The following is a 13,461-nucleotide window of genomic DNA, read 5'->3' on the forward strand; positions in this document are numbered from 1 at the left end:
AAAACGCCAAGGCAAGTCACTCTGTCTGGAGAAGTGAGCCTTGGGCTGAAAAACTGAAAGTTACGTCAACCTTTAGAAAGAGAAGCGCTCAGAGCGAATGACAAGTTCAATACAGCGGGTCGCAGGTCGCAAACTTAGACTTGCCTCAAAATCCACCTTTTGATGTCTCACCCTAATTCTTTAATCGCTGCTTCAATAGAGATATTTCTATCAGGCGATCGAGTATTCTTAGAATAATAATAAGAATTGTTAACAACAATGACCTGGAATTTTTTATTGGAACTCTTTTGGTTTGACCGATCTGTGCCGCTACGGCGAAAGCGCTCTGCCTTTGAGATCGAGGATTTACCTGGATTGTGGCGCATTCATTGGCAACTGGGCAAGACGATAATTCTTTCCACCTTTTACACCCGCATCGACCAAGCTTGTATCCTCTGGGGAGTCATCTCGACTCTCATTTTTGCCACCGCTCAATTTTTAGCGATCGACTGGCAAATTCAAGCCTTCTTATGGTCGGGATTGTCATTGGTGGGCACGCTCTCAATGGCAAAACTTTCTCAGTGTTGGCGCACGATTAAGCCCCTGAAAGATGTGATCGATGCTTGGGTCATCCTGATGCTGGTAGGAATTACTCTCACGGATTTGAGTATATTTCTAAGTTGGGGAGAACTGATGGCGCGGCTGTGCCCTCTGTGGCTAGGCATTAATGCGATCGGGTATTTGTTCACAGGTATCAGGATTCGATCGCGGGCATTTGCTTGGATCGGAGGGCTAAGTTTTTTGGCGATCGCGCTCCTGCCTTATGTCGGTGGATGGGAATTTCTGACTACGGGACTCGTTACGGGAGTGAGTGCGCTCTTGATTGCTGAGTTGCAGTGGGATTCAGGAGATGTCTGCGCTCATCTCAAACGCCTCGAAAGATAGCGAGATCTAAATATTCCTTAAGTAGTATTGGTGAAATATAAACTGTCACGTAAGATACAGAATATAACCCCGAGTTTATAGATTGCCTGGGGAATCCTCAAGCAATAGCCTTTTTAGATTATCTCTCTTATGCGTCACTCCCGGCTTACTCAATCTTATTTGTCTCCGTTTCCCAGTCTCGAGGTGCGAGAAACGGAAATGGGACGGTCTGTGAAACCTTGGACTTGTCAGACGATCGCTCAAATGAGTATTCCAAAAGCTGATGTCCTGGTTGAGAAATCGCCTGTGAAGGCGCGACGACTTGGCATTGTCCGCCGCTCTCATTCTGTTGCAGACGCGCATCGCGTGACAATTCACCGGAATGTCACACGTCGAATGCAGGTTGCGAGAGAACGAGGCGATCAAAATCTTTTACGCGCTTTAGAAGCCGAACTGCGAGAAATGATCTCGATTTAAGCGTGAATTCAGTTTGTAGGTGAAGGTTAGCAGGTGGTATTGGAGATGATCCAATGCCACTTTTACTTTGTGAGATTAAATATTTTGTGAGATCAAAGCCGATCGCACAATTCAAAAACTCGCTGGCTGGGATACATTCGATCGCGCTCAGGTTTACTAGAATTCAGAAGTGTTAACTTATGGCATCTGTTTTTGAATGCTCGACTCTGGTACTTCAACTCCGCATTCCAACCCCCAAGCCGCTTCAGAGTGGTCTGCTCGATCAATCCGACCGATCGGGGCTTATGCGCTGCAAGGTTTAGCGACTTGGCACAATCAACTTGTGACGATGGATGCGATCCGAGGCTATTTGCTTCAGGTCAATCCCCTCAGTGACAATACAACAATTCTCAATTCCTATCACACCGAGCTATTTATCGAAGCAACAGGCTTTGCGGTCTGGGAGGATACGATTTGGTTTGCGAAAGGCAAAGAGGTTTATTGCTGTGACTTTGGACAGTTTGAGCCGCAGTTGTTCACTGTTCTACCTTATGAAGCCGATGGAATCGGCATTTGGGAGTCAACAGTTTATATTACGAGTCAAAAACTGGGATATATTCTGATCTACGAACGTCAAACGAAACGCAAGATTACCCAATTTCCGTTGCCTGGTGTTGGAATTACAAATTTGACGGTAAGAGATGAAGAGCTTTGGCTATGCGATCGCACCGAAGAAACGGTGTATTGTCTTGATCGCGCAACGGGTGAACAGAAGTTCAGTATGCTCACTCCGTTTGAGAATCCAACTGCGATCGCGTTCTTGAATTCAGCGCTGTATGTTTCCTATGCGGGTGAAGAAGCTTACATTCGTGACAATCCGAATGCCGACCCGAATTTAGAGCTGACCTATCGCGATCGAACGTTCATTCATCCCTTACATTTTCGCCATTATCCAGACGAGCGCTACACGTTATCGACTGGATATTTGGTGGAAATGTCGTACGTTGAGGAACTCCTTCCCCTCGATGACGTGGAATTAACCGATCTAGAATGGCGAATTGCATTGCCAACGGAAACGCATCGTCAAAAGATTCGCAGCGTTGAAGCGATCGGGATTCCGTTTACCGAAGATATCCAAGACGGACAAAGAGTTGCAGTCTTTCAATTTCCGAGACTCAAATCTCAGGAGCGGCAGATTTTCGGCTGGAAAGCGGTGCTAGAAGTTCGAGGTATTAAGTATCAGTTTTCGTTTGAGGATGTTGAACAGTCGCCAGAGCTTCCGCCAGAATTTCGCGATCGCTATTTAGTCGATGATGATGAATTGGCAATGGATAAACCAGCCATTCAACAAGCTGCAAAAGAAGCGATCGGAACGGAGACCAATGTATTACGTAAAATGCTGAAGATTCGGAATTACGTTTACGATCGGTTGTCTTATGGGATTAAACCTCATATTGATTCTCCTGATGTCGTTCTTGATCGCGGAGTTGGTTCTTGCGGTGAATACGTGGGCGTGTTGCTAGCATTATCTCGTCTGAATGGAATTGCTTGCCGAACGGTTGGACGGTATAAATGTCCGCCTTTTGCCGATCGCCAAAATGTCCCGCTTGAACCTGACTACAACCATGTGTGGATTGAGTTCTATCTGCCTGGATATGGGTGGCTACCGATGGAGTCGAATCCGGATGACATTGTTGAGCGCGGACCTTATCCGACTCGATTTTTCATGGGGCTACCCTGGTATCACGCTGAGATTGGTAAAGGCATTTCTTTTGAATCGCTGAGAAGTCAAGGAATCCCGATTGGTGATTTGATGGATTTATCGATCGGGGATTTAGCATTAAATCATATTCGATTCACAATCTTGGGAGAATTGCCTCCGCCATAATTGCTGTCTTTTAGATCCGCTCAACTTGCAAAACTCTACGTGATTCAATGCCAGAATCTTCTGCGGGTTGAGCGGATCTGAGACCCAAACACCACGATAAATTGAATGTTGTATCCAAACCGATGCGATCCTTAGATCAGACGATCGCGAAACTTAAAAATGTTCTGGCTCGAAATTTTATTAACTATCCCAGTGCTAGGTTCAATGGTCTTTTACCTCGCCTGTGCCTACTTCACACTGCAATTTTTCTCAAAATCTCACTCGATCGCATCTTCCGAAGATCCTGTCTCTGTCTTGGTTCCGATTTGCGGTCTCGACGAAGGTGCATTTGAAAACTGGTCATCTCTCTGTACGCAAGACTATCCGACCTACGAAGTCTTATTCGGTGTTGTCGATGAAACCGATCCAGCCGTCCCTGTGCTCTATCGCCTCAAAGAAACCTACTCGGATCGGGTTCAAGTCTTCGTCGGACTTCCCCCACGCGGAATTAACTTCAAAGACAGTACCCTCAGCTACCTTTTAGAACAGACCCAATACGAAACTCTCATCTTTGCGGACAGCGATATCCGAGTCGCTCCAGACTATATTCGCACTGTCACTGCTCCACTCGCTCAAGTTGACGTCATCACCTGTGGCTATATCGCGCATCATCCTCAGTCTTTAACTTCCGCGATCGCGTCTCTGGGGCGCTGCTGTGACTTCATCCCGAGTACTTTAATTGCCCGTACTCTCGATCGAGGATTAAAATTTGCCATCGGCGTGACGATCGCGACTCGCAAATCAACGCTAGCCAACTTTGGCGGACTCCAACTCAACCGCATCGGCTCAGACTATAACCTCGGTAAACGGGCTGCTCAAGCTGGTTACACCGTCGAACTTTCCCACCTGATTCTCGAATCCGATACAGGAAAAGAAAGCCTTTGGGATCTCTTTCAGCGAGAATTACGTTGGTCAAGAACGATCCGCTTCAACCGAGGTAGCATTTATTACAGTATGATCTTTTGCTACGGAACAATATTGTCTCTGCTGTTGCTTTTAGTGTCGAAATTTGCAGCTTGGGCAATCGTGCTGACTGGATTAGTCTATGTGATTCGTTATACTCAAGCAGCGATCGCAGCATTCAGCATGGATGCCTCTGGGCTATTGCGTTGGTTATGGGTTCTGCCATTTCGAGATGCATTGAGTTTGGTAATTTGGGCGATCGGTGGATTTGGGCGAGAAGCCTACTGGCGTGGGCGAAAACTGCGTATTGAAGGAGATGGAATCATTCAGCAAATTGACTAAGTGCAATCCATTTGAAGCTTTCATCAAGAAGCAGGGCGTTTACCGGATTGTGAAACCTGAGTGTGCTAGTTTTTAACACATGTTGCCATTGGGAAGAGTGGAATGTTTGGTTTAACGAAAATCAGCTTAACCAAATCGCGCAAAATTGCTCTTGTAGTCGCAGGCGTTGCTGCTACAGGAGGCATGATTGCGATCGCGACTCAGGCGAGAGCACAATTTCGGCTCTCTCAAGTAATGCCTGCTCCTGCTCCTGATACTCCTGATGCTTTCGCTGCACCGAGCCAGATTGGCATTCCAGGCGCTCCACCCGCCCCGATTACCGCTCCGCCCGCTCCTGCGCGCCCAACTCGAAGACCTCGCCGCATCCCCATCGATCCAGTTCCCATGCCTGGAGATGCCCGCGCTCCGCTGCCTGAACTTCCGAGACCACTCGACATTCGCACGCTTCCTGGTTCTCCGGTCACTCCAATTAGCGGCATCTCTGGCAAAGTAATGTTCACTCCTATCTGTTCTGTCACCGCTCCATCCGCTTCCTGTCGTGTTCGTCCCTACACAGGTGCGATTAAGATCACGACAGTTGCCCGCGATCGCGTAACACGTCTTGTCACTGACCCCGAAGGACTCTTCCAAATTCGTCTGATTCCCGGCATGTACGTGATCGAGCCTGACTCTCCCGACTTCCCGATCGGAACCAGTCAAACGATTACTGTTCTGAACAATGTGATGCGTCAAATGGAATTCAACTTTCAGGGAAATCCGGCAGCAGTCGGTGCAACCCTGCCCCCGATCCGGACTGCCCCCGGCACACCCGGTATGGGTGCAGCACCCGCGCCGCTTCCAGGGGCAATGCCTCGATAAATCAAGGATTCACTGCTTCCATGCTCCAATTACCTTGATGCAAGTGATATTGATGTCGATTCTGCGGGTCGCCTCTGAGTTCTAAGTGATCTACAGAAAGCGGCTCAAGTAAGAGTAAGCAAAACTGCGGCAAAGGTTCCGGCTGATTTGGGATAGGCGGCGAGAATGTCTCTGCGGCAGCGCGAGGGAGTCCTGGATGTGCCCAAGCGAATTGAATTCTGGCACTGTCTGACATGTCTTGCCATGCTTGCTGTCTCGCTTTTTGGAGCTTTTCATCTGAATTTGCGCGATCGATGAGCTTCAACTCTCCTGCAATCCGAAACTGTTCACGAGTATTCGGAAAATACCAGCACACCTCTCCCCAAGGGCAATGCTCGATTTGCTGAGGTTTCTCACTGCGATCGTCTGTGACGAATTTAAGCTGATCCGTCTCTTCTAAAAAGCCTCGGAAGACAATAGTGCGATTTGCGGGCTTGCCATCCGGACGAACCGTTGCCAGTTGGACATACCGGGCATTAGGCAGAGCGCGATTTCGATGCAGCGCACGAGCAATCAGAGAACGCCAAGGAGCTAGGGGCATAAACAGTACGATCGAGAAATGCTTTACAATTCTACATAGATGTTCTCTTGGTGTTATGCCTTTACCGACTGTAATTTTGCCAGGCTATCTTGCAGGCGCGATCGACTATCGCGAAATGCAGCAAACTCTCATTGACCTGGGAATTCCAGCCGTAACCGTTCCTTTGGTGAAGCGGGACTGGCTGCCAACCTTGGGCGGTCGATCTGTGTTACCGATTTTAGACAAGCTTGATCGCACTGTTCAAGAAATTCGGCAGACTTACAATACCGAGAAAATTAATCTCATTGGGCATTCCGCAGGCGGATGGATTTCTCGCATCTACTTAGGCGCAAAAGCTTACGACATTCACGGCAGGGTTAGCGATCGCGTTTATAGCTGGCAGGCACATCAATTTGTTTCAACCTTAATCACATTAGGCACACCACAAACAAGCTATGAACGCTGGACATTGAAGAATTTGAACTTTGTCAATCTGACGTATCCAGGTGCGTTTTACCCAGAAGTCAAATATGTCTGTATTGCAGGCAAGTCGATTTTTGGAGTGCGGCGGGTTGGAAGTTGGCTAGCTTATAGCAGCTATCAATTGACAGGAGGCAGAGGGGATACTTGGGGGGATGGAATTACCCCGATCGAAGCCGCCCACTTAGAAGGAGCAGAGAATCTGACTTATGAAAACGTCAGTCATTCTCCACGATCGAGAGGCAAGTGGTATGGCTCTGCTGAGATTGTCCAACAATGGGCAACCTATCTCAATTAAAAAAGAGGGGTGCAATTGCCCCCTCCTTGAAAGAACTAGTAATTCAACTGACCTCGATTCAACTTACCAAAGAGCACGTACTCCACCAGAACTATCGCTGTCATTTGTGTTAGAAGGCGTGGTGGTCGAATCTGGAGTGGTGGAGCCGCCAGGCGTGGTGGTCGAATCTGGGGTGGTGGAACCGCCAGGTGTTGTAGTTGAATCTGGAGTAGTGGAACCGCCAGGCGTGGTGGTCGAATCTGGAGTGGTGGAACCGCCAGGTGTTGTAGTTGAATCTGGAGTAGTGGAACCGCCAGGTGTCGTCGGGACAATCACATCTCCAGAAGGACTCGGCGAAGTTGGGCTAGAAGTTCCCGGAGTTACTGTTGATGGAGTGCTGCTTGGAGACGATTGGGTTGGACTGGAAGATTCGCTCGGGCTAGCCTCAGTCGGAACCGTCGAAGGATTCGATCGTGGAGAAGTCGGCTGCTGAGAAGTCGCTGGGCTGGAACTAGAACCCGGAGCCACAGAACTGCCCGGAGTCATAGAGCCACTGGGCATCGTACTGCTAGGAGCTAGGCTAGGAGTTGAAGTGTCAGGTGATGCCGCAGCAGAGCGATTATAAGGCGCTTCATTAAAAATACTGGGATTGGGATTGACCTTTCCTAGTGACGGTGTTGAGTTACGAGGCAAATCTGTGTTTGGAGAACTAGAAGGCGCGATCGTAGAAGAATCTGGAGTTGCCTGAGCCAAAGCCCGTGTATAAGGTGCTTCGTTAAAAATACTAGGATTCGGATTCAATGGCGACTGTGCCATTGCAGGTAGCGAGAGCAAAGAACCAAAGCTTGCGACCCCGATTGTCCCTGCTAATTTTGTAAATGCGTTTCTATTCTTTCCGTTCATTCGGTCTCTCCTGTATACCTAAAAGGGTTTTTGCAGATTGAAACTCACCGAGTTTCCGGAAGCGAGAATCCGAGTCTGGATTACCACCACAGGTTGTAGTCTAGTGATTGCGAAAAAAGACCTACTCCCCCTCTGGTTTGATTTATCCGAGTGCAAATTTTATGATTCGGGATCAGTTCTTCACGACAACTTCTGTCCCTACTCGAACTTTGCCAAAGAGTTCTTCAACATCTCGGTTGTACATACGGATGCAGCCATGTGAAGCCGCTGTTCCCACGGATTCTGGATTCGGTGTGCCATGAAAGCCAATCCAATTCTTGCCGTCTGTCCAGAATCCAATCCAGTATCGCCCGAGCGGATTGTCAGGGTCGCCTCCCGGAATGGTGTAGCCCTCTAAAGGATGAACCCAAGCTGGGTTCCGAATCATTTGGCGAATTTTATAAGTTCCAGCGGGCGTTTCCCATCCTGCGCGCCCAACGGCGATCGGATAACTTTTCACTTTGGTATCGCCGCGATAAACCGTCACTCGTTTCTGCTTCAACCGAATTTCTAATCGCATCGGTTGAGTTTGCGGCTGAGTTTCTGGGGCGGACTCAATCGCAGGTGGAGCCGAGAAACTAGGTTGCGGCATCAGAATCGTTGCACAGGTCAGCAGAGCGACCCCACACCAGAGTTTTTTTCGCTGCATCAACTTGATTTAGGATTAGCTACGTTAAGACAAAATCAAATTTGCGTTAGGTATTGCATCTATCATCCGCAGGAAATTCTACGATGACCTCGCATCTCACATTGCGATATCATCGGGATCGACGCAATAGAGAGAACTTATGTCTGAGTCAGTCAGTGAAGCCTTTTCGCCTGCGATTAGCGATCGCATCTGCGGTCATATGAATAAAGATCACGGTGATGCAGTCTTAGTTTACGCCCAGTATTTCGGCAAAATCAGCGACGCAACTGCTGCTGAGATGAAATCTATTGACGCGAAAGGCATGGATCTTTCAGCACAGGTAAATGGAGAGACGGTTCCGGTACGTGTGAATTTCGATCGCACCTTAAAGGATGCAAAAGAAGCGCATGTGATCCTCGTAGAAATGCTGAAACGAGTCCGCCCCAGCGACTAACAGACGCAGGATATCAGCTGCGTGTTCATACGACTGTTCGATCATGCGGCGATTTTGGGTATTCAAAAAGAGGGTAATCTGATGCTCTTCTGGGCGGACTGCGGTTCGCCCTTTTTCCTGTTTATGGCTCACCACGTTTTTGTCTTTCTCGAAATTCTCTCGTGCGAAGGCGGGATTCAGTCCTATGTCAAAGATATTCTGCAAGCCTATTCGCAATTAGAAACCGCAAACGCTGATATTTTCCTGCTTCGAGATGGCGCTGATGCTGAGAATCCATTGGTGTCTGAACACATGCGATTTCACTATTGCAAAATGGATTCCGCCAAACTCGGACGTGCCAAACTGGCGATCGCACTTTTCACCCATCTCCTCAAGCATCGTCCTAGCCGCGTCTTTTGTGGACATATTCACCTCGCGCCACTGGTCGAGATGCTCTGCAAACCGTTGGGCATTCCTTACACGGTTCTGACTTACGGAAAAGAGGTGTGGAAGCCGTTACCGAGCCGAAAACAAAAAGCGCTACAAAATGCCGATCGCATTTGGACAATCAGTCGATATTCGCGCGATCGCACCTGTGCAGCGAATGGGATTGATCGCGATCAGGTCGATTTTCTCTTCTGTGCAGTCGATGGCAACGTATTTCGTCCCCAAGCCAAAGCGCCGGAGTTAGTCCAGCGTTACCACCTTGAAAATCATCAAGTGTTGATGACGGTTGCCCGCTTGTGGTCAGGCGATCCCTACAAAGGTGTTGATGTCACTATTCGTGCGCTGCCCGATATCCTCAAATCTTGCCCCGATGCGAAATATTTAGTCATTGGGCGCGGTGATGATCAGCCCAGATTACAAAAACTTGCCGAAGAATTGGGAGTCAGCGATCGCGTTGTGTTTGCGGGGTTTGTTCCCTCTGAGGAATTGCCAAAGCATTATTGTTTAGCAGATGCGTATGTGATGCCTTCACAAGAAGGATTTGGCATTGTGTATTTAGAAGCAATGGCTTGCGGGGTTCCAGTACTGTCTGGTAATGCAGACGGCTCTGCCGATCCCTTACAGGATGGACGGTTTGGTTGGCAAGTGCCGTATCGCGATCCGGTTGAAGTCGCGTTCGCTTGCATCGAGATTTTAAAGGGCGAAGACCAGCGCTGTAATGGACACTGGCTCCGAGAACAAAGCCTATCGATTTTCGACAAACCTGCCTTTACTCAACGTCTAAAGGCACTGCTATAAGAACTTCATTGAGCGCGTTGCTGTAGCGATTCCCCACTCCCCATCTCCCCGCTCCCCACAAAAATTGCCTCTGACGTTCAATCAAACGTCAGAGGCAAGCAACATTAGATCAGAAAAAGGAATATCTTACTTTTCCCAGTTCTTCGCAACAACTTCCGCTAAGTCTACAACGCGTTGAGAATAGCCCCACTCGTTGTCATACCAAGCGACAACTTTCACCATGTCGCCGCCCATCACCATGGTCAGAGCCGCGTCAATGATCGAAGATTCATCGGTTCCAGCATGATCGCTCGAGACCAACGGCAGATCGCAGTACTTGAGAACGCCTTTCATCGTCGTCTCAGCTGCTTCCTTGATCACCGCATTCACTTGTTCCGCGATCGTGCTCTTCTCAACTTGCACAACCAAATCTACAACAGAGACGTTCGGAGTCGGAACCCGCAACGCAATCCCGTTTAACTTACCTGCTAATTCAGGCAGAACCAACGCTACCGCTTTTGCAGCACCCGTTGAAGTCGGCACAATATTGATTGCTGCTGCCCGTGCGCGTCGCAAATCCCGGTGGCTCGCATCGAGAATCCGCTGATCTCCGGTATAGCTGTGCGTGGTGGTCATTGTCCCTTTGATAATGCCGAAATTGTCATTCAGCACTTTCGCAATTGGAGCTAAGCAGTTGGTTGTACAGCTTGCATTACTAATAATGTGGTGTTTGTGGTGATCATATTCATGATCGTTCACACCCACAACGAAGGTTCCATCTTCGTTTTTACCCGGCGCAGTGATCAGAACTTTTTTCGCACCCGCATTCAGGTGCTTGGTTGCGCCTTCTTTGGAGATGAACACGCCCGTCGATTCAATAATCAAATCGATATCCCACTCTCCCCACGGAAGATTCTCGGGATTGCGATCGGACGTACATTTGATAACGTTACCGTTCACCGTAATGGTGTTTTCGTCCGCGCTCACCTCGCCGGAAAACTTACCCAGCATCGAGTCATACTTGATCAAGTGAGCGTTGGTTCTGGGATCAGACGTGTCGTTAATCGCAACCAATTCGATTCCCGTCTGTTGTCGCCCTGCCCAGCACCGCAAAAAGTTGCGTCCAATGCGTCCAAAGCCGTTGATCGCTACTCTAACCACTGCGTCTTGCCCTCTGAATATAAATACCTATTGATGCAGACATCATACCGTAAAACAATGCGCTCATCTCAACTCAAAATCAATCTGGGATCAACAGATGGTGACAAGCAGGAAAAATGAGTCGCAGCGACTGATCCCTGAAGCATGCTGAGATGAATGGGCGATCGGGCAATCTCGGTGAACTTGGAAACGACCACAATTCGCTTGAGAAGCAAAAACATGTTTCTGACTGTGCAAAAAAATTGTGCATCAGCCATCTGTTGAATGCAGCCCTGAATCTAATCTGAGTCTTTACCAATACTTGTGTTCTTTCTGGCTTGCGGGGAACCCTAGGCAATCTAAAGAGTAGATGCCAATTCAAAATACTTGTGGCAAAATCTGTAGCGACTCTACAACTGTCGTATGGTGAAAAACTTGAGAAATGGAGCAGATTTAAGAAAAAGGTACAAAATTAAATCACGATCAAGTTGAGAATCGATGCAAATTGGCTAAAAAGTTGAGAGCATTTCTCACAAACGTTTAGTACCTTTAGAAGTACACAATTTAGGCTTGAATTTGTTGACAGATTGCGGATTGCAATTCAATTATTAAAAAGTTGAATTCTGTCAGGAATTGGAGCAGATCGACTTGTATCTCGTTGATTACAGCTTGTTCTGATTCAAACTCCCCAATTAAGAGCGTTCAAACTAAAATTATTTTGAACTGTTCTAAATGGACTCGATTTAGATAAGCAGATTTGCTATCAAAATGTTTTCTATTACCGTATCGGTAATAGAAGATCCTTGATATGATAGCGCGTGACATTGGTGTGGTGTTTAAGGAGCAAAAATGCTGAGTTCCGTTGACTTCAGCGGCAGACCATTTCATTTCATCGGCATTGGTGGAATTGGAATGTCAGCCCTAGCTTATGTCTTGTTAGACCGTGGGTTACCTGTTTCTGGTTCGGATCTCAGATCCAGCCACATTACTGAACGACTGCGAAGCTTGGGCGCGCAGATATTCATCGGACAAGATGCGTCGAATTTGGATCATTATCAAGTCAGAGCACAGCTTGCTCAACCCGTTGCCGCTGGTGCAAATGTTGTCACATTGCCTGCACCCGTCAAGGATCTGCCCCAAGTGATTTGCTCGACGGCGATTAATCCTACAAATTCTGAATATCGAGCGGCGCTAGAGCTAGGATGTCCAATTTTTCATCGCTCGGATCTCCTTGCTGCGTTAATTCGAGAGTATCGCAGTATCGCCGTCGCTGGAACGCATGGGAAAACAACGACGAGCAGCATGATCAGTTACATGCTCTACAATGCGAAGCTTGATCCGACGGTCATTGTGGGTGGAGAAGTCAAGGCTTGGCAAGGAAATGCCCGGATTGGACGGGGTGAATACATGGTTGCAGAAGCGGATGAGTCAGATGGCTCATTGGTTAAATTTGCACCTTATATTGGCATCATCACGAATGCAGAATTAGACCACCCCGATCACTATAGCGATTTGGATCAAGTCGTTCAAACGTTTCAAACGTTTGCCAGCCAGTGTCAAGTCACAGTCGGCTCGATCGATTGTCAAACAGTTCGCGATCGCATTCCCCCCAACATTACGTACAGTCTCGATCCGGCGACAAAGGCAGACTACACCGTGGATCAAATCCAGTATGCAGGGGATGGAACGACGGCGAGAGTGTGGGAACGGGGGCAGGTGTTAGGAGAAATCAAGCTGCGAGTGCTTGGACAACACAATTTGAGTAACGCGCTGGCTGCGATCGCGGTCGGTCGCCTCATTGGATTGGAATTTAGTACGATTGCTGCCGCGATCGCGCCGTTTGAAGGTGCGCGGCGGCGGTTTGAACACCGGGGTGATTTTAACGACATTTTATTTATTGATGACTACGCGCATCATCCCAGTGAATTACGGGTCACACTAGAGGCAGCAAGACTGCAAGCTGGCAAGCAATCGCCGCGTCGTCGTGTCGTCGCCATTTTCCAACCGCATCGCTATAGCCGCACTCAAACGTTTTTAGCGGAATTTGCGGAGTCTTTTGGAGATGCTGATGTCGTGATTCTCAGTGATATTTACAGCGCTGGAGAAGTCAATACAGGCGAAATTAGCGGTCAGATCCTTGCTGATCTTGTCGCAACACATCATTCGTGCGTGCATTACCAACCCTCGCTACCTGCGATGGGCGATTTCCTGAACAAACTTCTTGTGCCGGGAGATTTAGCAATTTTTCTAGGAGCTGGAAACTTGAATCAAATCATTCCAGACGTCATGGCGGCTCAACAACGAGTTGAGAAAGCTGCTTCCTAGAAACTTCGTGTTTGTTGTGTTGAATGCAATGTGAGATCTGAACCGTGATTTCTGATTACATTGC

General features: G+C 48.2%; 13 protein-coding genes. 9 read left to right on the plus strand and 4 right to left on the minus strand.

The annotated features are described in order from the left end of the window. The first annotated feature begins 258 nt into the window (after positions 1 to 258). The 5 genes from J0L70_RS14220 (at position 259) to J0L70_RS14240 (ending at position 5,389) form a co-directional block, all read left to right on the plus strand. Complete coding sequence (locus J0L70_RS14220) at positions 259 to 924, plus strand: hypothetical protein (RefSeq protein WP_190652577.1); 666 nt, start codon at positions 259 to 261, stop codon at positions 922 to 924. Positions 925 to 1,053: 129 nt separating this feature from the next. Further along, positions 1,054 to 1,380 (plus strand): hypothetical protein, encoded by a 327-nt coding sequence (locus tag J0L70_RS14225; RefSeq protein ID WP_287455085.1) that lies wholly within the window; start codon positions 1,054 to 1,056, stop codon positions 1,378 to 1,380. A 196-nt stretch (positions 1,381 to 1,576) separates the two neighbouring features. After that, a complete protein-coding gene (locus J0L70_RS14230) occupies positions 1,577 to 3,247 on the plus strand; it encodes a transglutaminase-like domain-containing protein (protein ID WP_287455086.1) in 1,671 nt (556 codons plus the stop codon). Between the two features lie 159 nt (positions 3,248 to 3,406). Then, positions 3,407 to 4,531 carry a glycosyltransferase gene (locus J0L70_RS14235; protein ID WP_287455087.1) on the plus strand — a complete coding sequence of 375 codons (1,125 nt, stop codon included), beginning with the start codon at positions 3,407 to 3,409 and terminating at the stop codon, positions 4,529 to 4,531. Positions 4,532 to 4,633: 102 nt separating this feature from the next. Continuing rightward, positions 4,634 to 5,389, plus strand: a complete 756-nt coding sequence (locus tag J0L70_RS14240) for a hypothetical protein (RefSeq protein WP_287455088.1) — start codon at positions 4,634 to 4,636, stop codon at positions 5,387 to 5,389. Between the two features lies 1 nt (position 5,390). Here the strand turns inward: J0L70_RS14240 and J0L70_RS14245 are convergent, their stop codons facing one another. After that, complete coding sequence (locus tag J0L70_RS14245) at positions 5,391 to 5,969, minus strand: Npun_F5749 family FMN-dependent PPOX-type flavoprotein (protein WP_017291303.1); 579 nt, start codon at positions 5,967 to 5,969, stop codon at positions 5,391 to 5,393. Positions 5,970 to 6,024: 55 nt separating this feature from the next. Here J0L70_RS14245 and J0L70_RS14250 point away from each other — a divergent pair, with 55 nt between their 5' ends. Beyond that, positions 6,025 to 6,726 carry an esterase/lipase family protein gene (locus J0L70_RS14250; RefSeq protein WP_017291302.1) on the plus strand — a complete coding sequence of 234 codons (702 nt, stop codon included), beginning with the start codon at positions 6,025 to 6,027 and terminating at the stop codon, positions 6,724 to 6,726. A 63-nt stretch (positions 6,727 to 6,789) separates the two neighbouring features. Here the strand turns inward: J0L70_RS14250 and J0L70_RS14255 are convergent, their stop codons facing one another. Together J0L70_RS14255 and J0L70_RS14260 are read right to left on the minus strand one after the other, a co-directional pair. Continuing rightward, a complete protein-coding gene (locus tag J0L70_RS14255; protein WP_287455089.1) occupies positions 6,790 to 7,608 on the minus strand; it encodes a hypothetical protein in 819 nt (272 codons plus the stop codon). Between the two features lie 172 nt (positions 7,609 to 7,780). Next, complete coding sequence (locus J0L70_RS14260) at positions 7,781 to 8,296, minus strand: L,D-transpeptidase (protein ID WP_287455090.1); 516 nt, start codon at positions 8,294 to 8,296, stop codon at positions 7,781 to 7,783. Between the two features lie 139 nt (positions 8,297 to 8,435). On the opposite strand from J0L70_RS14260, the gene J0L70_RS14265 reads away from it, so the two are divergent. Together J0L70_RS14265 and J0L70_RS14270 are read left to right on the plus strand one after the other, a co-directional pair. Further along, positions 8,436 to 8,729, plus strand: coding sequence for a DUF2470 domain-containing protein (locus J0L70_RS14265; RefSeq protein WP_017291298.1), 294 nt, complete (start codon positions 8,436 to 8,438; stop codon positions 8,727 to 8,729). 123 nt (positions 8,730 to 8,852) lie between these two features. Beyond that, complete coding sequence (locus J0L70_RS14270) at positions 8,853 to 9,953, plus strand: glycosyltransferase family 4 protein (RefSeq protein WP_287455091.1); 1,101 nt, start codon at positions 8,853 to 8,855, stop codon at positions 9,951 to 9,953. Between the two features lie 126 nt (positions 9,954 to 10,079). Here J0L70_RS14270 and J0L70_RS14275 read toward each other — a convergent pair whose 3' ends face one another. Next, positions 10,080 to 11,093 carry a type I glyceraldehyde-3-phosphate dehydrogenase gene (locus J0L70_RS14275; RefSeq protein WP_017291296.1) on the minus strand — a complete coding sequence of 338 codons (1,014 nt, stop codon included), beginning with the start codon at positions 11,091 to 11,093 and terminating at the stop codon, positions 10,080 to 10,082. Between the two features lie 828 nt (positions 11,094 to 11,921). Here J0L70_RS14275 and murC point away from each other — a divergent pair. Next, positions 11,922 to 13,397: a UDP-N-acetylmuramate--L-alanine ligase gene (murC, locus tag J0L70_RS14280; protein WP_017291294.1), complete on the plus strand. Its 1,476-nt coding sequence runs from the start codon at positions 11,922 to 11,924 to the stop codon at positions 13,395 to 13,397. Positions 13,398 to 13,461: the final 64 nt, after the last annotated feature.

This window comes from Leptolyngbya sp. UWPOB_LEPTO1, assembly GCF_017302695.1.
Lineage (GTDB): Bacteria > Cyanobacteriota > Cyanobacteriia > Leptolyngbyales > Leptolyngbyaceae > Leptolyngbya > Leptolyngbya boryana.